The following is a 24624-nucleotide window of genomic DNA, read 5'->3' on the forward strand; positions in this document are numbered from 1 at the left end:
GCAGATGTTGCTGAAAGGAAAAACGGCATTTGTCACCGGCGGCGGATCGGGGATGGGAAAGGCGATATGCCGGCTTTTTGCAAAAGAGGGAGCACAGGTAGCGGTCGTCGACTTGAACGGAGAATCTGCCGGGGCTACAGCCGGTGAATGCGGTCCTCTGGCTCTGGCTCTTCAGACAAACGCAGCCGATGCCGGTTCAGTTGAGTCCGCCGTTAACCGAACGGTGGAACAATTCGGTTCTCTCGATATTGTCGTCAACTGCGCTGGCGTTCCGATGGCGTTCACGCCGGTTGAGGAAGTATCGGAGGAACAGTGGCAGCGGACAATGGATGTAAACGTAAAATCGATCTATCTCACGTCAAAGTACGCTGTGCCTAGAATGAAGCAGCAGGGGAGCGGTTCTATTCTGAATATTTGCTCGATTGCGGGGGTACGCGCTCGTCCGGGACTGAATGCGTACTGTGCTTCCAAAGGGGCGGCGATCATGCTGACGAAAGCATTGGCGATCGAGCTTGCGCCTTATCGGATTCGCGTGAACGGGATCAACCCGGGGCCTGCCGAGACTCCCATGCTGAGCAAATTTATGCACGGCGATGCGGAACAGATCGAGAAGGATACGAAGGATATCTTTTTGAGCAGCGTTCCTCTGGGCGCATTGATTCAACCGGACGACATTGCACAGGCGGCTCTCTATTTATGCAGTGATCTGGCCAAAATCGTTACCGGCGAGATCGTCAACATCGATGGAGGACGCGGAATCTAACGGGTAAAGGAGGGGACGGCGTGTCGAAGGAAGCAATCATTCGTGTACAGAACGTCTCGTTTTCCTATCAAATGAATCAGGAACAGGCCATCCCTGTATTGCATGGCGTCTCTTTTGAGGTGTATTCGGGGGAGTATTTGGCGATCATCGGCCATAACGGGTCGGGCAAATCCACGATTTCCAAGCATTTGAACGGCATTTTGACACCGAGTGAGGGAGATGTCTGGGTACACGGGATCAATACGCGGGAAAAAGCACGCATTCACGAGATTCGCAGCCGGGTCGGAATGGTTTTTCAGCACCCTGACAACCAGATCGTCGCGACGATTGTGGAGGATGATGTGGCGTTCGGCCTGGAAAATATCGGCGTCGCTCCGGCTGAGATGAAGGAACGGGTTGATTTTGCTCTGGAAGCGGTTGGGATGAGTGCGTTTCGACACCGCCCTCCCCATCATTTGTCAGGGGGCCAGAAGCAGCGGGTGGCCATTGCCGGCATATTGGCGATGAAGCCGCAGTGCCTCGTCATGGATGAGGCGACGAGCATGCTCGACAGCTACGGAAGACAGGAAATTCTGGGGGTTGTCCGCAAGCTGCACAGGCAAGGAATGACGATCGTAACGGTTACTCACCATATGTCAGAGGTAGCGGAAGCGGATCGAGTGCTCGTCATGGAGGGCGGGCAGATCGTGATGGAAGGCACTCCCCGTGAGGTATTCGCCCATCAGGAGCGGCTGCAGGAGCTTCATCTGGACGTCCCGGATGCCAGCAGAATCGCCCATCTGGTCCATAGGCAGCATCCCGCTTTTTCCTCTTCGCTCATCCACAACCATGAGATCGTCGAGGAAGTAAAGCGGTTGCACATCAGAACGGCGGAGGCGAGCGGATCTTGAAACAGCCCATCCTGGTTACCGAACATCTGTCACATGTGTACATGCAGGGAACGCCGATGGAACACCGGGCTCTGGATGACGTCAGCATTCAGATTGATCGAGGGGAATGCATCGCGATCATCGGGCATACCGGGTCCGGCAAATCGACATTGATTCAGCACTTCAACGGTTTGATGCGTCCTCAGTCAGGGTCGGTGATCATAAACGGCATGAACGTCTCCGATCCAAAACTGGACGTAAAAGCTCTGCGCAGGCAAGTCGGACTCGTCTTTCAAAATCCGGAAGACCAAATTTTCGAAAAGCTGGTCGGCGACGATGTTGCCTACGGTCCGTTTAAAATGGGGCTGCCGATCGAAGAGGTCCGGCGGCGCGTCGAGTGGGCGATGGAGCTGGTAGGCCTCTCTTTTGAAGAGATGAAAGACCGCCCGACCTTTGCCCTCAGCGGCGGTCAGAAGAGAAAGGTCGCTTTGGCCGGCGTACTGTCTCTCCAGCCCAAAATACTCGTGCTGGATGAACCGACTGCAGGCTTGGACCCGCGTTCCCGAAATGAGCTGCTGGAGAGGATCAAACGGCTGAACACAGAGGAGCGCCTTACGGTTATTTTTGTTTCCCACAATATGGAGGAAGTGGCCCATCTGGCGGATCGTGTCTATGTGATGGCAAATGGGCGAGCGGTCTGCGAAGGCACCCCGCGGTCTATTTTCAGCAATCAGGAGCTTCTCCACACGCATCATATCGGGACACCCGAGAGTGTCGATATTTTGTATCGGCTTCGTGCAGAAGGCTATCAGGTCGACCCGGGAGCATACTCGGTGGACGAGGCAGCAGACCAGATCGCCCATCTGATCGGGCGATGAGAGGAGGGGAGCAGGATGTCAGCAGAATTTGAACTGACGCGCAATATAACGATCGGCCAGTACCTTCCCACGGGTTCAGTCATCCATCGTCTCGATCCCAGATACAAAGTGACAGCGTTTGTCATCATGATCTTGGCGATCGCGGTGTGCAATACGTACCTCGGCAACCTGTTTGCGCTTGCGGTTTGCCTGGTCATGTTTCGGCTTTCCCATATTCCGCTTCACTACGGGATCTCCGGGGTCAAGCCAGCGGTGCCATTCATCATTATTCTGGCGATCATGCAGCTGCTGTTTTACGGTGAAATAGCCCGTGGCGGGACCATTTACTTCCAATACGGCTTTGTCACCATATCCAGCGAGGTCATCCGGCTGGTCGTCGTTTCCGCGATGCGCTTTGTGGAAGTCATTTTTCTGTCCAGCGTGCTTACACTGAGCACCTCGACGACTGAGCTGACCCATGGGATGGAGCGGCTTTTGGGGCCGCTGGAGAAGGTGAAATTCCCCGTGCATGCGTTCGCTTTGATCATCACCATCGCGATCCGCTTCGTCCCTACCTTTGCGATGGAAATGGAAAAGATGATGAAAGCGCAAGCCTCCAGAGGAGCCGATTTTGGCACAGGCGAGTGGTGGAGGATCGTGAAACGGACAAAAGATATGTTTCCGATTATCATCCCGCTCTTTAACGTCGCTCTTTCCCGGGCAGAAGACCTGATTCTCGCTATGGAAGCGCGTTGCTATACGCCTGGTGCCGCTCGTACTCGCTATGCCCATTACCGAGCGACACCAAAGGACTTTGCGGCGGTCGGGATCTGTATGATTCTCGCTATTGTCATGCTCATCATTCCGTGGTGAGGAACAAATCGGGCTGGCCCGTCTTCTGCGGGTAAAGTGCGCGGGGGATCGGGTTTCGGTCTGCTGCGACGGGAGTCCTCCCTACCGGGGAATCCAATAAAAAAGCGAACGAAGGAGGAGAAAGCATGGAAAAAGGGTTGACGGTGCGAAAGATTGTCATCGCTGGTGTGCTCGGAGCCATCGCAATTCTGCTCGGAGTCACCCGTCTCGGCTTTATCCCTGTGCCCACGGCAGCCGGGAATGCGACGATCCTGCACATTCCGGCGATTATCGGCGGAATCATGGAGGGCTGGGGCGTTGGTCTCATCATTGGCCTTATTTTTGGTGTCTCTTCATTTTTAAACGCAACTGTCCCTCTGTTCAAAGATCCGCTGGTAGCGATACTGCCTCGCCTGTTCATCGGCGTGGTCGCGTACTTCACCTACGTGGGCTTGCGGCAATTCAACCAGTATGCAGCGATTGGCGTCGCCGGCTTTGTCGGTTCCATGACCAATACGATCCTCGTCCTGGTCATGGCGGTCATCCGCGGCTACATGCCGGCGGGGGTGGCAGCGACTGTCGCCGTGACCAGCGGGATTCCAGAGGCCATTGTTTCCGTTATCGTGACATTGGCCGTCGTAGTTGCATGGAAAAAGATTGGCTCCTCGGGCAAACAGAAGTCAAAAATTTCTGGAGATTTCAAGTGATGAACGGAACGATTACAGATGTCCCCGGCATTCTCGTCGGGCACGCGGAAGATACCGAAGCATTGACAGGCTGCACGGTTATTTTGGCAGAACGTCCTGCCGTTTGCGGGGTGGATGTCCGGGGCTCAGCTCCGGGCACCCGCGAAACCGATCTGCTTGACCCGATTAACCTCGTAAACAGCGTGCATGCGATTTGTCTGTCAGGAGGAAGCGCCTACGGTCTGGATGCGGCAAGCGGTGTGATGCAGTACCTGGAGGAGAAGGGAGTGGGACTGGACACAGGCTTTGGGCTTGTGCCGATTGTCCCTGCGGCCGTCTTGTTTGATCTCTCTGTCGGAAACCCGCGGATCAGGCCAACACGGGAGATGGGATATTTGGCTGCTTCTCGGGCGAGCCGGCAGCTTGTCCCGGAAGGAAACGTCGGTGCTGGAACAGGGGCCACTGTCGGCAAGCTGAATGGCTTTGCCCATGCGATGAAAAGCGGAATCGGCTCTGCTTCTCGCAAATATCCAGGGGGACTTTTGATCGGTGCGATAGTCGCTGTAAATGCAGTTGGCCATGTCCAAGAGCCGGATACAGGACGTATTCTGGCCGGACCTCGGGATGAGGACGGAACGATTCTGAGCAGCCTCGATGTCATGCAGAAACAAGCTTTTTCCCTCATACCCCCGGGCACGAATACGACGATCGGGGTCGTCGCCAGCAATGCCATCCTTACGAAAGCGGAAGCAAACAAAATCGCGCAAATGGCACATGACGGGCTGGCCCGCACCATTTGTCCCATCCACACCATGTACGACGGGGATACGCTGTTCGCGATGGGGACCGGTCAAATAGAAGCATCTGCAGATGTGATCGGAGCTCTTTCGGCCGAGATACTGGCTGAGGCAGTCATTCGTGCTGTCAGAGCGGCAAAGCCTGCAGGCGGACTGCCTTCATGCGATTCGATCAAAAGCTAACATCGGAAAGGGGCGTAATCATGATGAATCAAGTCATATCGAGTGTCGATGAAAAAGAAGTGGTGCGCTTGACACAGGATTTGATCCGCATCCCCAGCGTCTATCGACCCGGGCAGGCAGATGGCAATGAAGAGCGGGTCGCCCAGTTTGTGGCTGATTATTTGCGGCAGATGGGACTTCAGGTTTTTTATGAGGAAGTGGTGCCGGGACGGCCCAATGTCATTGCCTTTTATGACTCCGGCCGTCCGGGCAAAACGCTCCTCTTTGAAGCTCACACGGATGTCGTTACCGAAGGAGACCGCGATGCCTGGAGCTATGATCCGTTTGGGGGCCATATTTCGGGCAACCGCATCTACGGCCGGGGCTCATGTGACACAAAAGGCAATCTGGCGGCGGCCATTTGCGCCGTAAAGGCCATCCAGCGATCGGAGCTGCCGTTTTACGGAAAAATCCTGCTCTGCATTCCTTGTGACGAAGAAGGAATGATGATCGGCATCAAGGATTTCATTCGCAGGGGATGGGCCAGGGGCGTAGATGCCGCGATCATTTGCGAGCCGGAGGAAAATCAGTTGTGCATTACCCAGAAGGGCGCCATGCGAGCGATCCTCCGTACCTATGGGAAAATGGCTCACGGTGCTATGCCGCTGACTGGCATCAATCCGAACACGCGGATGGCAAGAGCCATCGTGGCTCTGGAGGAGCTGGAAAGAAAGGAAATGGCTCGGTTGGGAAATCATCCAATGTTAGGATGGCCCAGCATCACGCCGACGATTCTGCAGGCTCCCGTCAGGGGAGAAGCGCAGATCAACGTCGTCCCGGACCAATGCATGACGACACTGGATATCCGTACCGTCCCGGGACAGGACCATCAAGCCCTGCGGCAGGAAATGAATCAAATACTGGAGCAGCTTGCCCGTGAGGACGACCGCTTCAAAGCGACGTTGGAGGTCATCGAAGAAAGGCCATGGACGCTGACTCCGATGGATGCCGAGGTCGTGACAGCGGTCAGCGAGGCATATCGGGAGCTAACGCGAAAGGAGCCGGTGTACAACGGCGTTCCCGGCGCGACCGATGGCACCTTTCTGCACCAGGCGGGAATTCCGATCCTGACTACCGGTGCTGGGGATCGCCACATCCCGCATCATGCCGATGAATACGTGGATATTGATCAGCTGGTCGAATCGACACAGTTATTCGCCTTGTCCGCGCTAATGTTTCTAAAACAGCCCGTCAATGCGTGAATGGCGATACAGCGGGACACGAACCTTGCTTCTTTTCAAGAGCAAGGTTTTCTTGCGACTGCAGAAGGAGCGGATCGAAAAAATATATTGGTAAAACTTGCTCTCTCCATAAGATTTTTTTTACAATAGAAAGAAGGCTGACCAAGATAAAGGGGGCACGTCCGCATGGATATGCGTTGGAATCTGGACGTATTGTATACGTCTTTCGAAGCACCTGAATTAAAACAAGACTGGGAGAAGCTTTCTGCGGCCATCGAAGAGCTGCAGAAATGGGCAAAGCAAAACCTGCAATCGCAGGCCGACGCAGTCGAGAAAATGGAAGCGTACATAACCAAGCTGACCTCAATCCTGCAGACACAGTCCCGTCTTTACGGCTTCGCCGAGCTGACGGCAAGCGTAGATGCGAAAAATGAAAAGGCGTTGCAGCTCGTGGAACGGATTCAGGATCAAGCTGTCGAGCTCGTGGAGCCTGGCGTTCTCTTTCAAAAGTGGCTGGGTGGACTCGAACAGTTGGATATGTTGATCGCGAAATCACCTCTGCTTGAAACCCATCGTTATTTCCTTACTGAAACGGCAGAGAAGAGCAAATATTTGCTAAGTGAAAAAGAAGAAATCATTCTGGCCAAAATGAAAAACACAGGCTCCAATGCCTGGGCAAAACTGCAGGAGATGCTCACCTCTACCCTTTTGGTCGAGATTACGGTCGATGGCGAACAAAAACAGCTACCTCTGCCAGTCGTCCGCAATATGGCCTTTGAAAAAGATCCGGAGCTGCGGAAAAAGGCTTACGAGGCGGAGCTTGCCGCTTATAAAAAAATTGAGGAATCATCCGCTGCCAGCTTGAACGGAATCAAAGGAGAAGTGATCACGATAACCAAGCTGCGCGGCTATGAGTCTGCGCTGGATAAGACGCTGCAGGACTCCCGCATGGACAAAGAAACGCTGGATGCGATGCTGACGGCGATGCGCGAAAGTTTGCCTGCGTTTCACAAATACTATCGGGCAAAAGCCAAGCTGCTGGGGCATGAAAACGGACTTCCGTTTTATGATATGTTCGCGCCGGTAGGAGAAGCTGACATGCGATTTACGTATCAGGAAGCGCGCGACTTCATCGTCAAGCATTTTGGCAGTTTCAGCGAAAAGCTGGCACAGTACGCGGCGAGGGCCTTTGACAACCACTGGATTGATGCAGAGACAAGAGAAGGAAAGCGCGGCGGAGCATTCTGCTACAACCTTCACGTCGTCAAAGAGAGCCGTATCATGTCCAATTTTACGGGAAGCTACAACGACGTCAGCACGCTCGCCCATGAGCTGGGCCACGGCTATCACGGGGAATGTCTCGTTGGCGAGGCCTTCCTCAACAGTGATTATCCGATGCCGATTGCAGAGACGGCATCCATCTTCTGCGAAACGATTATCGCCAAGGCCGCATTGGAACAGGCATCCGAGGAAGAAGCATTTGCGATCCTGGAAAACGACCTTTCCGGAGCAGGTCAGGTCATCGTCGACATTTACAGCCGGTACCTGTTTGAGTCCGAACTGTTTAAACGGCGCGAGGACGGTTCCCTCTCTGTAAACGAGCTGAAGGCAATAATGCTTCAAGCGCAAAAAGACGCTTATGGGGACGGGTTGGACCACGAAGTGCTGCATCCGTATATGTGGGTGTGCAAGCCTCACTATTACTATGGCGACTACAATTTCTACAACTTCCCATACGCATTCGGCCTCTTGTTTGCGAAAGGGCTGTACGCCGAGTATCGCAAGCGCGGGCAGTCGTTCGTCCAACAGTACGACGAGCTTTTGGCCGTTACCGGCAAAAAGAAAATCGCGGATGTGGCAGCGATCATGGATGTCGATGTGCGTTCCGTTGATTTTTGGCGCGGTTCGCTGCAATTGATTGCCGAGGATATTGACCACTTTGTCAGCCTGGCTGCATCCCGGCGTTAAATATGTACGATAGACAAAGAAGAGCCTGATGGATCGGGTTCTTCTTTTTTTGTATAGGGTTGGCGCTGTCAGGAGAGCATAAGAGAAGCAACGGGAATCATCAAAGAATTGGCGACGAGGTGATACTGTGTTGAACGGATTGCAGTTGTTGGACATGTTACGGGAAACGGAAAACAAAATGCTGCATTTACATAGAGCAATCGACCGAGTAAGCAGCGAACCGGACTTTAAAGAGACGGTCAGTGTGTTGACGGTTGTAGTGCGCGATTATCAGATGCAGCTGGACAAAATGAAGCATGCGCTGCGCAACATTGAAATCAGCCATCAACAAAATCAAAACGGACAGCATGAAAACACGCAGCACTAGATATGAAATGCCTTCCAATCGGATATGGGAGGCATTTTTTTTGGGAGCAACCTACCATTTTTTTGAAGGGATCAGGACCCATTTTTTCATCCGCTGGTATGGAAAGCTGTGCGTTTTTTCCGAACTCTTCTGATCATGTTGCAGGACTCTCCACATAAAAAACGTGGGAAGATGGGTACAAATATGCCGTTTGATTACATTTTCATGACAAAGGTCAGCAAAAGGAAGCAGGTACCCAGTGACTATGGTCGGTGGCGATATTCTTGCTTATAATGACCGACAAGCGTGTCTGACAATAACAGGAATGGAGCAATCGAAATGGGGAAGACAGTGATTCGCAAACGGATCGGGTGGCTCTTTCTCACGGTTTTTGCGGGCTTGTTATGCGCGTACTTTATTTATGGGAATCCGACCCTCGCCCGTGTCGAAACATTGAAAACAGAGGAAGGCTACAGTCTGAAATTCCGTACGAACCAAGATCAGTTTCAGGTGTACGAGAAAGGAACATGGAAGCCTTACTTTGTAAAAGGGATCAATATGGGAGCATCGCTGCCCGGTCATTACCCGGGAGAGCTGCCGATCCAGAAAGCAGATTATCTTCGTTGGTTCGGAATGATACACGAACTGGGTGTGAAGGCGGTCCGTATTTACACGATCCATCAGCCTGTCTTTTATGAAGCGCTTGTCGAATTTAATCAAAAGCATGCGGAAGACCCCCTCTATTTGATCCAGGGGATCTGGTCTCCCGAAGAAGCGCTGATTGAAAAAAAAGACGCGTTTTTGCCGGAAATACGCAAGGAGTTTCGCGATGAAATCGAAGCGGCTGTTGGTGCTGTATACGGAGATGCGACGATACCAGAGCGAAAGGGGAAGGCGAGCGGGACCTATACAGCGAATGCGGGTCAGTATCTATTGGCCTGGCATATCGGAACAGAGTGGGACCCTGAAATGGTAAAGAACACCAACCGGATTCGAAAGGAAGAGCCGCGCTATCAAGGAAAGCATTTTCAAGCGACAGAGAAAGCAGCTCCTTTTGAATACTGGCTGGCAGAAATGCTCGACTATACAGCCGAACTTGAATCCAGACACGGCTGGCAGCATCCGGTAACCTTCACCAATTGGGTGACGACAGATCCGCTGGAGCATCCGGGAGAGCCGATGATTCACGAAGACATGGTAAGTGTTGATCCGACACATATCGAGTCCGTAGGGTGGGAAGCCGGGTATTTCGCAGCCTATCATGTCTATCCGTACTATCCTGATCTCTTCCGGTACGATGACACTTTGAAAAATGTTCGCAATGAAAAAGGAGAGATCGATACATACAAAGCGTATCTGCGAAAGCTGAAGGCACATCATCCGAATATACCGGTGATGGTAACCGAGTTTGGCGTCCCCTCTTCAGTGGGAGTCGCACATCTGGGAACACTTGGCCGAGACCAAGGCGGACATGATGAACGAGAGCAGGGCCGGATCAATGGAGAGCTGCTGCACGAAATATCCGCAGAAGGATATTCGGGAGCGATCTTGTTTACGTGGCAGGATGAATGGTTTAAACGGACGTGGAATACGATGCGCTTTGAGATCCCGGAAGACAGCCGCGCCTATTGGAAAAATGAACTGACGAATGAATCGTTCTTTGGCTTATTGGCAATGGATGCCGGGTTGGAGAATGTGATCAAGATCGACGGGAACCCGGACGATTGGGACAAGCTGAAGGAAGGAGAAAAGGCAAAGCTGAATGGAGGTTTGGACGGCGTTCAGGAGATATGGGCTGCACATGATGAAGCATATGTCTACTTTCTGATCCATCTTGAGCAGGCGCTGCAGCCGGAGCGCGAAAGCTTGGTCATCGGAATCGATACGCTGCCGGGCGGCAACAGAAAAACAGCAGAGCTGCCAGGACTGCATCTGGATGAAGGGTTGGAAGCTTTCATCCGTTTGGGGACAGCCGAAGAAAGCGAGGTCAAAATCGCATCGAACTACGACTTTCACAAACGGCTGTACGGGAAGCGCTACGGCATGATTCCGTACACAGACGCCGAGCGAAAAGACGATTCGGGTTTGTTTGCAGTGTGGAAGCTGGCCGTCGGACTGGAAATGAGTCCGCCTGATACGAAAGGAACGCATCCTTTCGAGGATGTTGTCGTCGGCCAGATGAAGCGGGGAACCAACGTCCCGGGAAAAGAAGGGTACAGTTCGCTCGCAAACTGGGAGGCGAGTGGCGAATGGGTGGAAGTTCGTGTCCCCTGGATGCTACTCGGATATACCGATCCCAGCACCAAGCAGGTGATGAGTTACGAGGATAAGGGGAAAACCTTGACTTCGACGAAATCTGCCGGTATCCGCGCGATTGCGATGCGCCAGGACAAAACAAGCGGAAAGATTCAGGGGCTTTCAGCGGAGCAGATGATCAAGCTGACCGACATCGGGCGCTATACATGGTCCGAATGGAGCTTGCCCCGGTACTCGGAACGGAAGAAAGAGAGCTTTTCCATCTATCAGAAAGCCTTGCAATCGATTCCTACTTACCGCTAGCAAGAGGAAGGAGAGTTGGCAGAGGGATGTTTCAGCATTTGCAAGCAGCGTATTTGTTTCTGATCGTTTCATCGGCGTTGATCGTTGCAGGGATCATTGTACTGCTTTGCCTGAAATACAGACATTTGTACGTGACCCGGGAAAAGCAGCGATTGGCAGCAAAGCACCAGGACTATATTGCCTATGTCCTTTCCCATTTGGATGAGAAACAGCCGTTGGAAGTGCCTGCCGTTCCACTGGGAAAACGGGATTTGCAGGTTCTGGAGGAAAAACTGATTGAAATCGCCGAGCGCGTAAAAGGCAAGCACCGCGAGCAACTGACAGCGCTTTTTGAAAAGCTGGGACTGCCCGAGCTGGAATTGGGACGCTTGAAACAGCTTCCCGGACCGATGCGGACCGATGCTGCATACAAGCTGGGAGCGATGGGATATGAGAAAGCGACACCGGCGCTGTTTTCCATCCTTGAGGCAGAGAGTGACGAGGCTGGCCGGTACATCATCGCAAGGGCCATCGCCCGTTGTACCCGGAGTGTCTCCGACCTGCGCGTGATGGTGGAGAAAATGGTGGAGTCTTCTCCGGACTCTCCACGGCTGCTGGCGGAGGTGCTGGGGGATTCGCCGCTTGATGTTTTGCCTTTGCTGCGCGAGTGGATAAACAGCGGTGACTCCCGTTTGGCGCTTGTCGCAATGGCGGGCTTGCCGGCAGCGAATCTCGATGATCCGCTGGTTGACAGCCTCTGGAAGCTGCTCGAGGCGGAGGAGAAAGAGGTGAGGATCCAGGCAGTCCGACTGATTGTATCAGGTGAAAGAGTTTCAGCCGATCAGATCAACGTGCTCATGGCAAGCCCTGACTGGGAAGTTCGTGCGATTGTAGCGAAAGCGATGGGGGCTTGGCGGGAAGCGGATGATATCCCCGTCCTCCAGCAGGCGATGGATGATCAGAGTTGGTGGGTGAAATACCATGCCGCTCGCAGCCTGGTCAAAATGGGAGCGGAAGGCTTCCAAGCGTTGTGCGAAGTCGCTTCCCGAACCCCCCATAAGGAAACAGCAGATCTGGCGATGCAGCAGCTTCAGGAAGCCCTGCATGAGGATAGGACTGCAGGGCAAGGAATGCCCGGCTCTAATGAACGGGATCACAAGCTGACGATCTATCACTCCTATTTCAATCGCCAAAAGGAGCGAGCCATCTGATGATGGAAAAGGAGGAACTATGCGCGAGTTATTGCTTGGATACGGATTGTTTGCGATGTACTACGTCATCGTGGTCAATTCGATCTATCTTGTCATCAACATCTTTTCACACTTGAATATTTCCACGATTATTAAACGTGCTCGCTTTTCGAGGTTTCAATCACTTGCTGGCTCCAAAAGAGTACCGCCGGTCTCGATTTTGGTGCCGGCCTACAACGAAGAGCTGACGATTATCGAGAATGTTCGCTCTCTGTTGGCTTTGCAATATCCGGAGTATGAAGTCATCGTCATCAACGACGGCTCCAAAGATGACACGCTGAACGTCTTGATTCGCGAGTTTGGATTGAAGCGGCAAAGCCATGTATCTGTCCGAAGCGTGGTTCCTTCATCAGCGCCATCCGGTATTTACCACAATCCGCAATACCCGCAGTTGTATGTGATTGACAAAGAAAATGGCGGAAAGGCCGATTCGCTGAATGCAGGGATCAATCTTTCTCATTATCCGCTGATTGCCTCGATCGATGCGGACTCTCTTTTGGAGCGGGACGCTTTGATCAGGCTGGCGCAGGTGTACATGGAAAATCCGGAAGAGACGGTAGCGATCGGAGGGAATGTCCGGATTGCCAACGGCTGCCGGATCGAAGACGGAATGGTCAAGGAAGTGCGTCTTCCAGACAAAATCCTCCCGATGTTCCAAACAATCGAGTACATGAAAGCCTTTCTCGGCGGTCGCATTGGCTGGAGCTCGATTAATGGATTGATCATTGTCTCCGGGGCTTTCGGGCTCTTTCGCAAAGACTGCGTGATTGCTGTCGGGGGCTACCGGGAGGGGTACCCCGGCGAAGATATGAACATCATCATCAAGCTTCACAAATACATGCTGGAAAACAAAAAGAAATATCGCATCGCGTTTTGCCCGGATGCCGTCTGCTGGACGCAGGCTCCCGATAGCCTCCACATATTGGCGAGCCAGCGTAAAAGATGGGGGCGCGGAAATCTGAAAAACATGATTGAGTACCGGCATATGCTGTTTAATCCGAAGTACAAGATCATGGGCCTGTTGACCATGCCTTACAACGTCCTTTTCGAGACGCTGAACCCGTACTTTAAACTGACCGGATTTCTCGCCCTTGTCGGGTACAGCTTATACGATATGACACACGCCCATATCGTTTTGATATTCCTGGCGATCAACCTCTTGTACGGTTATTTGCTGACGATCAGCGGGATTTTGCTGGAGGAGTTTGCTTTTCGCCGATATACAAAGCCAAGCGATCTGATGAAGCTTCTCGGGTACGGGTTCCTGATGTTTTTCGGGTACTACCAGTTGGGGGCCATATGGCGTGTGCTGGGGCACATTGATTTTCTGCGGAACAACAACACCTGGGGCGTCATGACACGCCAAAGCTGGCAGGTAGAGACTCGCCAATCCTGACGTCCGAAGAGAGGAGTGGATCCGATGGAAAAGAAAGACAGACGTTATATGCGGCCACCTGGCATACCGGAAAAACTGGCGTATTTTATCCGGTATTATGAGGCAAGCGATCTGTCCTGCGGGATGATTGCGATTCGATGCCGACACAGTGGAGATTTGGAGTGGAAAGAGTTGCAGCAGTTTCTGGCAACGAAAGAGCCGAAACAAGCGGCGGAGCTGTTTTACGAACAGAGCTCCGGACGCCTCGTCATTTTGCTGGACGATGTGAGTTTGGCTCAAACGCATTACACTGCGCTGGCGATAAAGGAATATTTGCAAAGCAATGAACAATTGGCCGAGGGCATATGCGTAGCTTCCTATCCGGAAAGCGGTGATTCTATGGAAGCCATTTTATGGGAAATGACAGAGCGCTTGTACCAGACGGCTGCCATGCCTTCCGCTATCCAGGTAGTGAAAGGCCATGATCACAAATGGGAACGTCGTCCCCGCCTTCTCTTGGTCGAAAATGACCCTGTGATCCAGCAAATCTTGTCCGTTCGTCTGGCTCGGCACGGCTATGAAATCCATCTCGCCGAAAACGGTATGGAAGGGAAGGAAAAAGTCGAGCAGGTGCAGCCGGACCTGGTAATTACCGAACTGACACTTCCTGTCATGAATGGCTATCAGCTGATTGACTGGCTGCAACAACAGCATGAAACGACGGAACGTTGCAAAATCATGGTATTGACGGACAGACGCCTGGAAGAGGATATGTCCCAGTGTTTTCGCCGAGGGGTTGCGGACTTTTTGACCAAACCGTTTTCCCCTGTCGAACTGGACTGGAGAATCAGGCGTTTGCTCGTTTCCTAGATACAAACAACCGGAGGGATGCCAGATGGATCGATTTACAGCACTTCAACAAAAAATCGAAGCAAAGACAGCGAAGGTAGGAGTCATTGGACTGGGGTATGTGGGACTTCCATTGGCAATTGAGATGGCCCGAAACGGATTTACCGTCTTCGGAATTGATCTGGACCTGAAAAAGATTGAAACCTTGCAGCGAGGGGAGTCCTACATACGCGATGTGCCAAATGATCCTGTCGACCAATTGGTCAAGGAAGGAAAATTCATCCCCACGACCGATTATCGGGTACTGAAGGAGCTGGATGCCATCAGCATCTGCGTTCCCACCCCGCTTAGTGAAAACCAAGATCCGGATACCTCGTACATTTCCCGCGTCGTCGATCAAATCAAGCATCATATCCAAAATGGGCCGTTGATCACGCTGGAGAGCACGACTTATCCGGGCACTACCGAAGAATTGATCCAGTGGGAACTGGAAAGGATGGGCTATCAGGTAGGGAATGACTTTTTCCTTTGCTTCTCGCCGGAGCGTGTAGACCCGGGGAACAGTCGTTTCTCTACCAAGAATACGCCCAAGGTCATTGGCGGGACGACGGAAAGATGCCTCGCACTCGGTGTTCAACTATATGGCAACTTCATTCATCAAATCGTCCCGGTATCATCGACCAAAGTCGCGGAAATGTCCAAGCTGTTGGAAAACACCTTCCGCAGTATCAACATCGCGTTTATAAATGAAATGGCCTTGATGTGCGAGCGAATGGGCATCGATGTATGGGAAGTGATCAAGGCGTCTTCCACCAAGCCGTTCGGATTTATGCCGTTTTACCCCGGACCGGGAATCGGCGGCCACTGCATCCCGCTCGACCCGATGTATTTGTCTTGGAAGGCGAAAGGATACCGCTTCTTTAGCAAATTCATCGATCTTGCCCAGTCGATCAACAACAGCATGCCAGATCATGTGGTCTACAAGACATCCGTGATTCTCAACATGTACGCAAAGTCGATCCGCAACTCAAAGGTATTGCTGCTCGGCATGGCTTATAAGCCTGATATCGACGATTTGCGCGAGTCGCCATCGCTGCAGGTGTATGAGTTGTTCAAAGAAGCCGGGGCACTCGTTGACTACTATGATCCTTATGCCAAGACATTCGTGGATCAGAGTGGGAAAGAGGTGAGGAGTGTAGCATACGACGCGAAAGCGTGGAGAAGCTATGACTGCATGGTCCTGTTGACCAATCACAGTGTCTTTAACTACCGGGAATTGGCGGAGATGGGAGTCGCGATACTGGATACGCGCAATGCGTTTGACGGCATACAAGCTCCGCATCTCTACAAGCTGGGCACTTCCGTAAAAACCATGCAAGCGCCTGAGGCCTCATTAGCGATTTAATAATAGGAAGGTCTTTCGTGACTTTCGGCTAGCAAGCTGAAGGTTGCGGAAGACCTTTTTCGTTGGGAGGCAGCAGGGTCATGAGCGGCACGCACCGTCTGCCTCTCCCTGCACACGGCACGGCGTTGCGTGGCGGTAGTCGGACCACACCTGTTTGGCAGTCGGCCCCGGTACGACAAGATTATACAAATGGTGAAAACGACCGCTCATTTGAAGCGGTTTTTTAAGCAGGGTAATAGATGATCATACTCATCCGTGTCATCGTTTCTCCGGTATTGCGGTAGGAATGCGGTCGATCGGCCTTGAATCGGATCGAATCACCGTTTTTCACCGTATATTCGATGTTGTTTACACATACAGTCACTTCCCCGTCAAAAACCGTTATAAATTCCTCAGTCCCGTCTCCGTGCGAATCCGACTGAAAGGAACCGCCTTTTTCGATTTCAACAGAATAAACTTCAAAGCGTTTATCCTCCTGGAAGGGAAAGTAGGGGTAAACGCGATACTTCCCATCGTCTTCAGATAATGTTTGAACCTCGCTCCGCAAGACCACTTTCGTATCGGGTTGCGGATGATTGATGAGGGAAGTGAAGGAGATCTTCAAGCCATTTGCGATTTTCCAGATCGTTGTAATCGTGGGGCTCGATTCGCCTCTTTCAATTTGACCGATCATTGTTTTGCTGACTCCAGTCAGTTCTCCGACCTTTTCAAGAGTCAGTTTCTTGCTTTCTCGGATGGCTTTTAAGTTTTTGGCAATGATCAGATTGATCTCTTCCATACACACACTCCTTATTTACAATATGACGTCCAATTTGTACAATATAAAGTAAACCGTTATAACGGTCTCTGTCGTCGTTATAACACATTCGGTAAAGGAGGTTCCCAGATGCCTTTCTTTTCATTATTGCTCTACGCTTTTGTTTCCAGCTTTACGCCAGGACCCAATAACATTATGGCAATGGTATTTGCCAATAAGTACGGTTTTAAGAAGACGCTGCGGTTTTGTTTCGGAGTTGGTTCAGGCTTTTTCATCATTATGTTACTGTGCAGTTACTTTGATCTCCTGCTGAAAAGCTTCATTCCGAAAATGGAATGGATCATGACGGTTTTAGGCGCAATCTACATGGTGTATTTGGCTTTTAAATTGATTATCAGCAAACAGCATGAAAATGACAATAATGGGGACCAAAACAGCTTTATAACAGGCATGCTCTTACAATTCGTCAATCCAAAAGCTATCTTGTACGGCATTACGATCGTTTCAACCTTCATTCTCCCGTATCACACTTCGAATCTCAGCTTGATCGGGTATTCCTTTTTTCTGGCGGTCATTGGTTTTATGGGTACGATCAGTTGGAGTGTGTTTGGTTCCGTTTTTCAAAGGTTCTTATCCAAGTACAGGAATCAGTTTCAGGTAGTTATGGCATTGTTATTGGTATTTACCGCTATTTCGATCCTTGTGCATTAAAGAAAAGAAAGAGAATTGATTCCAAAGAAAAAGGGACAGCTCTTCAGCTATCCCAAAAGGTGACTTACAGTTGGCCCACGAACGATGCCTAGCACGCTTGGAAGCTTTTCGATTCTTCCAGGCGGGCAGCTATCCTTCTACTCATCAGAGTAACGTTTGACCCCGAAGAACGGATAGAGCTTATGCATATTCGACAGCTTTTCGTAGCGGACGTCGTCGCCATTGGCATGAACGATCAGATCGTCGCCGAGATAAATGGCTACGTGGGATACGCGGCCTCTTCCCATGGTGTCGTAGAAGACGAGGTCACCAGGTAGAGCATCATCCAGTGAGACTGCCTGTCCGCCTTGAAATTGTTCTTCGGAGGTGCGAGGCAGGGTGATTCCCAGCTCTTTGAATACATAGGAAGTAAATCCGCTGCAGTCAAATCCGCTCGTCGTCGTTCCGCCCAATACGTAAGGGGTGTTCAACAGCGGTTCGAATGCTCGATACAACTCTTTGGTTGAGAATGAGCTTTTCTTGCGCTTTTTCGATTCTTCTTTAGAAGAGGATTCGGAAGAGGAGGACACCTCATCCAAATAATCGGTCGCAACAAATGATTCGTCTTGACCAAACGAAATCTTGGTCCATTCCGCTCCAGGGTCCAGGACATCTACGACCGCGCCCATTGGAAGCTTTCCGATCACTTCTGAATCGAGTGTAGGGGACTTGCGGACATTTACGATGTCACCGGTAATCCGTGCTTTTATCCCGGCCCGAATGCTAGATGACTTCCCTTGGGAAACGATATCGGCAGGAGCTTCGTTTACCGCCGACTCAGCAGCCGCATAAACAGGGGGAGTCGCTGTACCCGGCAAGGAAAGGCTTTGACCGATCGACAGCCGATCAGATGACAACTGATTTACTTGCATCAACTCTTGAACCGTTGTCTGATTCTCCCTGGCGATTTTCATCAGTGTGTCGCCCGCTTGAACCACATACACAGGGGAAGAAGCGTGGGCAGTCACTGGCATGAATGCGCAAACGGAGAGGATGGCGAGTATTCGTGTCGTTTTTTTCATAGAAGATCGTCTCCATTTTCTACATGATTCCGCATTGTGCTACATTAAATTGTAGCGAAAAATGGCTGGTAAATCTATGAAAACTTTTTTTGAAAAATCATAGAAATAGTTCTTGTTTTCTTTTTGAGGACATGCTATATTACAAGAGTCGCCGCTAGAAAGCGCGGTGCCATCGGAAAATGGAGCTGTGGTGAAGTTGGAGTTCACGCCGGTCTGTCACACCGGAGGTCGCGGGTTCGAGTCCCGTCAGCTCCGCCATTTTTACGAAGAAGCAACGAGTCTCTCGCCCGTAAACGGGTTCACCCTTTCAGCATGGACGTGCCGGTGTAGCTCAATTGGTAGAGCACCTGACTTGTAATCAGGGGGTTGTGGGTTCAAGTCCTATCGCCGGCACCACTTTACAACTTAATAGCTTGCGGTCGTGGCGGAATTGGCAGACGCGCTAGATTCAGGTTCTAGTGGTGGCAACACCGTGGAGGTTCAAGTCCTCTCGACCGCATCAACCAAGTAATGAAGAGCTCTTGAATTTGTCCTATGGACGATTCAGGAGCTTTTTGCATATGCGGGATTGATACGGGAACCCGTTTTGCCCTGCTCCTCGCAGAGACTACTAGCAGAGTACGGACCAAGTATGTTATTGCAAATTGGAGTCGAACTGTATATTATGGATATTGCGGGTCTGTAATAGTTATTATATGAAGTAGGGAGGAGGGGAAACATGCAGTTGCAAATAAGCATTGCAATCTCGATGCAGACAAGAAGCGATAAGCTTTTTGCATCTTAATTACGGATATTATAAATCCATAAAGGAGTGTTAATGGTGGGAAAACAACTGCTTGATGTAGCGATTATTGGCGGAGGTCCGGCTGGGTTGAATGCTGCCCTCATGCTTGGGAGAGCGAGAAAAAATGTGGCGGTGATCGATGAAGGCCATCCCCGCAATGCGGTGACTCGCGAGACCCACGGGTTTCTTACCCGTGACGGAATAAGTCCAGGTGAATTTCGGCGAATTGCGAAGGAGGAGATAAGCGCCTATCCGTCCGTGTCTTTCGTGGCGGATACGGCCGTTTCGATCACGGGATCAGATGGACATTTTCAAATTATGACAGAGCAAGGTAAGACTTTTGAAAGCAGAAAGGTGCTGTTTGCCATAGGAATGAAGGATCGGCCGCTGGACATTCCTGGACTAGCGGAAGTTTACGGAAAAAGCGCCTTCGTTTGCCCGTATTGCGATGGCTGGGAATTAAGCGACCAGCCGCTAGTCATCATTAACAAGGGGGCAGAGCTTATGCACTTCGCTCCATTGATTTCCGGATGGACGAATCGTTTTGCCATCTGCACGAACGGCCCCGATGAGCTGACGGATGCACAGCGCGAAGAGCTAAAGCGACATCAAGTCCCCCTATTTGACTCGCCGATTCAATCCATTGACTCCAGCGAAGGAATCGTCCGTCAAGTGGTTCTCGAAGACGGGACAACCATTCCGTGCAGGGGGATCTTTTTTAAACCGGTGCTGGTCGCGGGATCGGAGCTGCCGCGAACGATCGGATGCCGCATCACGGAAGCGGGAACGGTCGTTGTCGACGAGTTCGGGAAAACGAATGTCCCGGGCGTCTATAGCGCCGGAGATGCGGCATCGCGGCTCTATCAGGCGATTGCTGCAGCTTCTATGGGCGCATTTGTCGCTGCGGCCATCAATAATGAATTGAATATGGAGGCTTGGAGGAGAAACGGCTGAAGTTTCTTGCGGCAGATTTCGTCAGGTATTCAGGTACGAGGGGAGTTTCCAAAGAAAAAGTTGACGGTAGATATTTTACCTGCGTTAAATGGTCCTTATTTTGCCGGGCTTTTAGATGAGTTTCTGTCTTGGCGATTCGTTTTTTGGCTGGTGCTTCCTTTCATTGGCTTGTCTGTAGTGCTGACGATTCCCGCATTTCGCAAATTTTCGGTGAGAGAAGAAAGCGGCCTCCAACAACGGCCGCAAAGAAGGATATGTGGTGCTCCTGGCCGATGGAACGTGTTTGCTGTTGACTGGACGCGGTTTTATAACCGATTGGAGAGGGATGGCGCTTGCAGCAAGTGGGAGTGCTGATCATGATACAGCCCTTGCGAAAGCTGCTCCCCGAGGGTACTTTCCGTGCAAGGAGAGGCATGCCCGCGACCATTGGCTCAAGTGGGTTGTTTGTCGCTTGCTATCATGTCACTGAAAGTAACGTTGCATTGGGTTTGTTGACAGGAATATTGCTGGGATTGTCTTTGCGATTGCTTTTTGTTCTCTTGAGCTTTGCGATTTCCTTTCACATCAAACAAAGGTGAAGACTAACGAGCCGGAGTCCTCCATATGATCTGGATGGAACAGTCCCCCTGCAAAGCGGCAACGGGGTGCCTTTCCCATTTTCCCAAAGTCCGCTTTACATCTCCATCGTCTGCGAATATAATAATTCTTGTCGCTTGCGGTCGTGGCGGAATTGGCAGACGCGCTAGATTCAGGTTCTAGTGGTGGCAACACCGTGGAGGTTCAAGTCCTCTCGACCGCACCATATGTAAACATAGGGCCCTTCAGATTCTTCTGAAGGGTCTTTTTTTGTCTGAATATATTGCTGAGAGGGAAAGGGAAATATACGATAAAATAACAATTGTAGATATCGTAACCGGAGGCTTAAAATAAACCATTTGTCATTGATTATCGATCAGCTGTAGATCTATTGCACAAGACTCAGCTTGGTGGACCCATCCACTGGAAACTACAAATGAATAGAGGGCTACTATGGACGAGATAAAAATAATCCTAAGAGAGCAGTATGGTATCGATTGCAAAAATGTTTCGCCGCAGCAGGGGGGATGGTCAGCGCTGGCCTACAAAGTGCTTGATGACCGGTGTACTTATTTCCTGAAGGTTTATGAAAAAAACAGAGCATCTACCTCCAAGTGGACAGCTCTCATTGATACGTACATGCCTGTCACCGTTTGGCTCCAGCAAAATAGCGGCTTGAAGGGGAAAATTCCTGTGCCGCTATTCACAACAAATGGCGATTATAAATACGAAAGTAAAGATGCCATCTATCTTCTTTTTCAATATATTGACGGAGAAACGATTGGCAATCGTGAGTTAAGCAGGGAGCAGGTTTGTCAGCTCGCGGAAATCGTTGCGGAGCTCCATTGGTATGGGGGAGAAATCCCTGTTCAAACAGAAGGACTCCGGGAAGTTTTTGAGGTTCCGTTTTTGCAGGAGCTGAGGAACGCATTGGATCACGATTGGAACAAGCTGTCAACGGATGTTGTGAAAATGATCGAACCAAAGATGGAACGTATCAAGAGCCTGTCCGATAGCATTCGCAGGCTGTCTGCAAGGTTGAAAAACAGTCATCCCAAACTGGCTCTATGCCATACCGATATCCACAATTGGAATTTGATGCTGGCCGAAGAGAAGCTGATTCTGATTGACTGGGAAGGACTTACAGTGGCTCCCGTAGAAGCCGATCTGATGTTCCTGGTTGATCATCCGCATTTCGACACATTTTTAAGCGTCTATCGGAAACGCCATAAAGACTATTCCTTTAACCCCGATGCCCTCCAGTTTTATCAGGAGAAACGGAAATTGGAAGACATGTGGGAATTTGTTCAGCAGCTTTTATTCGATGAGCAGGATGCCGGGGAGAGAGCCGCAACGATCAGCTTGTTGGCGAAAGAGTTAAAAACGCTCGTTTAGATCATATAAGTGCTGCGATAGCCGTTTCGGTGGTAGAAGGAGCAGGAAGGAACTGTGAGGGACTTTGGCAATTTGAGTGCTTTTGTGTTGAGACTGGCCGTTTCCATGGGCTTAAAGCATGCCTATAAACCTGTTTTAAGACTGAAGCACACGATATAGCGCACTGGAATAACGGAAACAGAGCGGCTGCAGCAGGGTGAAAGCAGCCGCTCTGTTCTTTTGTTAGCGTGAAAGGACATGCACGGGGCAAAAAAATCAAGAGTCTGCCATGACCGGAAGCTCGATCTCGGCTCGCAGCCCTTTCCCCGTATCGCTCGTCAGGATCAGCCTTCCCTGATGGGCTTTGGCAATCCGCGCGACCATCGGGAGGCCGAGTCCGTGGCCGTTCTGTACAGGGCTCTTTCTCTTGGTCGAGTACGGCAGCTCCAGCAAATCGGCAAGCTCGCTTTGCGGTATTCCTTTTCCGTTATCCGTGACGGTGAAGCGGCACGTTTTTTTGTCGGGGGAACGCATGATTTGCAAAAGAATCTGGCAGCCCTCTCGATTGTGAAGCATGCTATTTTGCAGAAGGTTGGCAATCGCCCGCTGCAGCAGTCTTTCATCACCATTGACCTTGATGTTCTCATCCTCGACAGCCAGTTGCAGGGAGAATCTCTCACCGACATCATGGTTGTTGAGAAAGTCTGATACGGCCTGCCGGGCAAGCACCGGCAGCCTTACAGCCTTCCAGCTTACCGGCTGCATCTCGTACTCAAGCATGGAGACCAAATGGAGATCGCTGACAAGGGAACGAAGCTTTTCCCCCTGCCGCCGGATAATCGCGGCTTTTTTCCGTTGTTCATCCGGCAAGGTCTCGCTTTCCTCCAGTTGACTGGCATACCCAAGCACCATGGAAAGCGGTGTCCGGATGTCATGAGAGATACCGGCAATCCAGTTGAATCGCGCCTCATCTCTTGCTTTCAGCTTTGCGTTCTTTTCTTGCAGCAGCGCCGAAGTGTGATTGATGCTCTTTGCCAGGCTGCGCAGCAATCCCTTCGGCTCGACATGGGCAGGCTGCTCGTGGGCGAGACCGTGAATGCCGTCGATCAGCGGGGTTATGGATTTAATCAGGAGGGTGCCGATGACAAGCGACAGCAGCAGGGCGAGGGCAATGTTCCCGAAGATCATGCCGACCAGCCGGAGGGGAACGCTGCTGATCCAGTCAAGCGGAAAACTGAATTGGTATTTTGCCACGCTGTCCTTTGGATACCCGACAACGACAAGGCCATCGGGATGCTCCCAGATGAAAACGGGATAATCCATAACGTAATGCCGGGAGAGCTTTGCCACATCCGTTAGCGAATAGGCACGGGGCAATTCATCCGGCAGCTTAAAGCCCCATGCCACCTGTCCCTGCTTGTCGATGAGCATGGCCCAAGCATTGTGCTGCACAAGCAATTTTTCCGCCCTTTCAGCGAGCGCATAGCTGCCGCTGCTTCCATGAAGTCCCTCTGAAGCCCCGCGTACGACATCCTCAGGCGTTTTTCCAACGTTCATTCCATTAAAAAACCATGTCCCGAGCACTACGTAATTCAGGATGAGCAGAAACACCGAAATAAGGATGGTTGAGATTACGAAACGCCGCAAAATATGAATGGCCCCGTTCATGCCCGATCCTCGCTTGCCATCAGCTTGTAGCCCAGCCCTCTTACAGTCAGCAGGTGTTCAGGGGAGGAGGGATCCGACTCGATTTTTTCCCGGATGCGCCGGATGTGAACCATGAGGGTATTTTCGTATCCAAAGCTGTCGTCACCCCATACCGCGTTGCACAAAGCGTCGCTTGTGACGATGCGCCCGCGGTTTTCATACAGCTTTTTCAGCAGGGCATGCTCCTTGGCGGTCAACGGCTGTTCTCCGCTCGCGCTGCGTACCACGCCCCCTTCCAAATCGACAGTAAAGCTCCCCAGCGCAAAAACAGGCAGCCGCTCCTGCTTTGGCGGAGCGTACACGCGCCGCAATATGGCTCCCAGGCGCAGCATAAGCTCGCGAGGCAAAAACGGCTTGACAATGTAATCGTCGGCGCCGAGGCCAAGCCCGAGGATCCGGTCTTCATCCTTGTTTCTGGCCGAAAGAAAGAGCACAGGTATGTCTGAAATTCTGCGCAGGGAAGAAAACAGGGAAAAGCCGTCCCCATCCGGCAGCATGACATCCAAAATGGCAATGTCCGGCTTGTCCGACAGGCAGACCTCGATCGCCTCGCTGCAGCTTGCCGTATGGAATATCCGAAAAAAGCCTTCCTTTCGCAAAAAACTGTCGATCATCTCGCGTATTTCATGCTCATCATCCACGATGAGCACTTTCTTTTGCTTGATCTGGTCCATTCGTCATCACCTGTTTACAAATATACAGCAAAATTCCGGCGATTTCGCGATAACTCGAAGTGTTTCCC

21 protein-coding genes and 4 tRNA genes are annotated in these 24624 nt (G+C 51.4%); 21 read left to right on the forward strand and 4 right to left on the reverse strand.

Annotated features, from left to right (window positions below; translation table 11 throughout):
• The first annotated feature begins 4 nt into the window (after positions 1-4).
• The 14 genes from EDM54_RS17810 (at position 5) to EDM54_RS17875 (ending at position 15958) form a co-directional block, all read left to right on the forward strand.
• Positions 5-763, forward strand: a complete 759-nt coding sequence (locus EDM54_RS17810) for an SDR family oxidoreductase (protein ID WP_039071141.1) — start codon at positions 5-7, stop codon at positions 761-763.
• A 20-nt stretch (positions 764-783) separates the two neighbouring features.
• Positions 784-1653 (forward strand): energy-coupling factor transporter ATPase, encoded by an 870-nt coding sequence (locus tag EDM54_RS17815; protein ID WP_039071140.1) that lies wholly within the window; start codon positions 784-786, stop codon positions 1651-1653.
• The gene (locus EDM54_RS17820; RefSeq protein WP_003386969.1) at positions 1650-2510 is read left to right on the forward strand and encodes an energy-coupling factor transporter ATPase; all 861 of its coding nucleotides are present in this window, start codon (positions 1650-1652) and stop codon (positions 2508-2510) included. Before EDM54_RS17815 ends, EDM54_RS17820 begins: the two co-directional genes overlap by 4 nt.
• A gap of 15 nt (positions 2511-2525) precedes the next feature.
• Positions 2526-3362 (forward strand): energy-coupling factor transporter transmembrane component T family protein, encoded by an 837-nt coding sequence (locus tag EDM54_RS17825; RefSeq protein ID WP_003386968.1) that lies wholly within the window; start codon positions 2526-2528, stop codon positions 3360-3362.
• A gap of 125 nt (positions 3363-3487) precedes the next feature.
• The gene (locus EDM54_RS17830; RefSeq protein ID WP_003386967.1) at positions 3488-4048 is read left to right on the forward strand and encodes an ECF transporter S component; all 561 of its coding nucleotides are present in this window, start codon (positions 3488-3490) and stop codon (positions 4046-4048) included.
• Entirely contained in the window at positions 4048-5007 is a 960-nt protein-coding gene (locus EDM54_RS17835; protein WP_024985044.1) for a P1 family peptidase, read from the forward strand. The genes EDM54_RS17830 and EDM54_RS17835 overlap by 1 nt, the downstream gene beginning before the upstream one ends.
• A 23-nt stretch (positions 5008-5030) precedes the next feature.
• A complete protein-coding gene (locus tag EDM54_RS17840) occupies positions 5031-6248 on the forward strand; it encodes a M20 family metallopeptidase (protein WP_031933292.1) in 1218 nt (405 codons plus the stop codon).
• A 165-nt stretch (positions 6249-6413) separates the two neighbouring features.
• Complete coding sequence (locus EDM54_RS17845) at positions 6414-8195, forward strand: M3 family oligoendopeptidase (protein WP_003386964.1); 1782 nt, start codon at positions 6414-6416, stop codon at positions 8193-8195.
• A 127-nt stretch (positions 8196-8322) separates the two neighbouring features.
• Positions 8323-8562 (forward strand): hypothetical protein, encoded by a 240-nt coding sequence (locus tag EDM54_RS17850; RefSeq protein ID WP_003386963.1) that lies wholly within the window; start codon positions 8323-8325, stop codon positions 8560-8562.
• A gap of 318 nt (positions 8563-8880) precedes the next feature.
• The gene (locus EDM54_RS17855) at positions 8881-11100 is read left to right on the forward strand and encodes a hypothetical protein (RefSeq protein WP_039071137.1); all 2220 of its coding nucleotides are present in this window, start codon (positions 8881-8883) and stop codon (positions 11098-11100) included.
• A 26-nt stretch (positions 11101-11126) separates the two neighbouring features.
• Complete coding sequence (locus EDM54_RS17860; protein ID WP_170208349.1) at positions 11127-12290, forward strand: HEAT repeat domain-containing protein; 1164 nt, start codon at positions 11127-11129, stop codon at positions 12288-12290.
• A 19-nt stretch (positions 12291-12309) separates the two neighbouring features.
• On the forward strand, positions 12310-13725 hold the full coding sequence (locus EDM54_RS17865; protein WP_024985047.1) for a glycosyltransferase family 2 protein: 1416 nt from the start codon (positions 12310-12312) through the stop codon (positions 13723-13725).
• Positions 13726-13749: 24 nt separating this feature from the next.
• On the forward strand, positions 13750-14574 hold the full coding sequence (locus EDM54_RS17870) for a response regulator transcription factor (RefSeq protein ID WP_003386957.1): 825 nt from the start codon (positions 13750-13752) through the stop codon (positions 14572-14574).
• A 25-nt stretch (positions 14575-14599) separates the two neighbouring features.
• Entirely contained in the window at positions 14600-15958 is a 1359-nt protein-coding gene (locus EDM54_RS17875) for a nucleotide sugar dehydrogenase (RefSeq protein WP_003386956.1), read from the forward strand.
• Positions 15959-16181: 223 nt separating this feature from the next.
• Here EDM54_RS17875 and EDM54_RS17880 read toward each other — a convergent pair whose 3' ends face one another.
• Entirely contained in the window at positions 16182-16736 is a 555-nt protein-coding gene (locus EDM54_RS17880) for a helix-turn-helix domain-containing protein (RefSeq protein WP_003386954.1), read from the reverse strand.
• 108 nt (positions 16737-16844) lie between these two features.
• On the opposite strand from EDM54_RS17880, the gene EDM54_RS17885 reads away from it, so the two are divergent.
• The gene (locus EDM54_RS17885; protein WP_122958574.1) at positions 16845-17426 is read left to right on the forward strand and encodes a LysE family transporter; all 582 of its coding nucleotides are present in this window, start codon (positions 16845-16847) and stop codon (positions 17424-17426) included.
• A gap of 137 nt (positions 17427-17563) precedes the next feature.
• On the opposite strand, the gene EDM54_RS17890 is transcribed toward EDM54_RS17885, so the two are convergent.
• Complete coding sequence (locus tag EDM54_RS17890; RefSeq protein ID WP_003386952.1) at positions 17564-18487, reverse strand: C40 family peptidase; 924 nt, start codon at positions 18485-18487, stop codon at positions 17564-17566.
• Between the two features lie 181 nt (positions 18488-18668).
• Between EDM54_RS17890 and EDM54_RS17895 the strand changes: the two genes are divergently transcribed.
• From EDM54_RS17895 to EDM54_RS17925, 6 genes are all read left to right on the forward strand, one after another.
• Positions 18669-18745: transfer RNA gene (locus tag EDM54_RS17895), tRNA-Asp, on the forward strand.
• Positions 18746-18807: 62 nt separating this feature from the next.
• Positions 18808-18883 (forward strand) — tRNA-Thr (locus tag EDM54_RS17900).
• 19 nt (positions 18884-18902) lie between these two features.
• Positions 18903-18986, forward strand: a tRNA-Leu gene (locus EDM54_RS17905).
• A 321-nt stretch (positions 18987-19307) separates the two neighbouring features.
• Positions 19308-20225: an NAD(P)/FAD-dependent oxidoreductase gene (locus EDM54_RS17910; RefSeq protein WP_122958575.1), complete on the forward strand. Its 918-nt coding sequence runs from the start codon at positions 19308-19310 to the stop codon at positions 20223-20225.
• Between the two features lie 715 nt (positions 20226-20940).
• A tRNA-Leu gene (locus EDM54_RS17920) sits at positions 20941-21027 on the forward strand.
• A 227-nt stretch (positions 21028-21254) separates the two neighbouring features.
• Positions 21255-22196: an aminoglycoside phosphotransferase family protein gene (locus EDM54_RS17925; protein WP_122958576.1), complete on the forward strand. Its 942-nt coding sequence runs from the start codon at positions 21255-21257 to the stop codon at positions 22194-22196.
• Between the two features lie 255 nt (positions 22197-22451).
• Here the strand turns inward: EDM54_RS17925 and EDM54_RS17930 are convergent, their stop codons facing one another.
• Complete coding sequence (locus EDM54_RS17930) at positions 22452-23843, reverse strand: sensor histidine kinase (RefSeq protein WP_122958577.1); 1392 nt, start codon at positions 23841-23843, stop codon at positions 22452-22454.
• Entirely contained in the window at positions 23840-24556 is a 717-nt protein-coding gene (locus EDM54_RS17935) for a response regulator transcription factor (protein ID WP_122958578.1), read from the reverse strand. The genes EDM54_RS17930 and EDM54_RS17935 overlap by 4 nt, the downstream gene beginning before the upstream one ends.
• Positions 24557-24624 lie beyond the last annotated feature (68 nt).

The sequence above is a fragment of the Brevibacillus borstelensis genome, assembly GCF_003710865.1.
GTDB lineage: Bacteria > Bacillota > Bacilli > Brevibacillales > Brevibacillaceae > Brevibacillus > Brevibacillus borstelensis.

What these genes read in the sequence shown, in the direction of transcription:
- EDM54_RS17875 (WP_003386956.1), top strand. Translation starts at nt 14,600, where the DNA reads ATGGATCGATTTACAGCACTTCAACAAAAAATCGAAGCAAAGACAGCG.
- EDM54_RS17810 (WP_039071141.1), top strand. Translation starts at nt 5, where the DNA reads ATGTTGCTGAAAGGAAAAACGGCATTTGTCACCGGCGGCGGATCGGGG.
- EDM54_RS17860 (WP_170208349.1), top strand. Translation starts at nt 11,127, where the DNA reads ATGTTTCAGCATTTGCAAGCAGCGTATTTGTTTCTGATCGTTTCATCG.
- EDM54_RS17845 (WP_003386964.1), top strand. Translation starts at nt 6,414, where the DNA reads ATGGATATGCGTTGGAATCTGGACGTATTGTATACGTCTTTCGAAGCA.
- EDM54_RS17935 (WP_122958578.1), bottom strand. Translation starts at nt 24,556, where the DNA reads ATGGACCAGATCAAGCAAAAGAAAGTGCTCATCGTGGATGATGAGCAT.
- EDM54_RS17870 (WP_003386957.1), top strand. Translation starts at nt 13,750, where the DNA reads ATGGAAAAGAAAGACAGACGTTATATGCGGCCACCTGGCATACCGGAA.
- EDM54_RS17925 (WP_122958576.1), top strand. Translation starts at nt 21,255, where the DNA reads ATGGACGAGATAAAAATAATCCTAAGAGAGCAGTATGGTATCGATTGC.
- EDM54_RS17880 (WP_003386954.1), bottom strand. Translation starts at nt 16,736, where the DNA reads ATGGAAGAGATCAATCTGATCATTGCCAAAAACTTAAAAGCCATCCGA.
- EDM54_RS17885 (WP_122958574.1), top strand. Translation starts at nt 16,845, where the DNA reads ATGCCTTTCTTTTCATTATTGCTCTACGCTTTTGTTTCCAGCTTTACG.
- EDM54_RS17855 (WP_039071137.1), top strand. Translation starts at nt 8,881, where the DNA reads ATGGGGAAGACAGTGATTCGCAAACGGATCGGGTGGCTCTTTCTCACG.
- EDM54_RS17835 (WP_024985044.1), top strand. Translation starts at nt 4,048, where the DNA reads ATGAACGGAACGATTACAGATGTCCCCGGCATTCTCGTCGGGCACGCG.
- EDM54_RS17825 (WP_003386968.1), top strand. Translation starts at nt 2,526, where the DNA reads ATGTCAGCAGAATTTGAACTGACGCGCAATATAACGATCGGCCAGTAC.
- EDM54_RS17830 (WP_003386967.1), top strand. Translation starts at nt 3,488, where the DNA reads ATGGAAAAAGGGTTGACGGTGCGAAAGATTGTCATCGCTGGTGTGCTC.
- EDM54_RS17865 (WP_024985047.1), top strand. Translation starts at nt 12,310, where the DNA reads ATGCGCGAGTTATTGCTTGGATACGGATTGTTTGCGATGTACTACGTC.
- EDM54_RS17890 (WP_003386952.1), bottom strand. Translation starts at nt 18,487, where the DNA reads ATGAAAAAAACGACACGAATACTCGCCATCCTCTCCGTTTGCGCATTC.
- EDM54_RS17930 (WP_122958577.1), bottom strand. Translation starts at nt 23,843, where the DNA reads ATGAACGGGGCCATTCATATTTTGCGGCGTTTCGTAATCTCAACCATC.
- EDM54_RS17840 (WP_031933292.1), top strand. Translation starts at nt 5,031, where the DNA reads ATGAATCAAGTCATATCGAGTGTCGATGAAAAAGAAGTGGTGCGCTTG.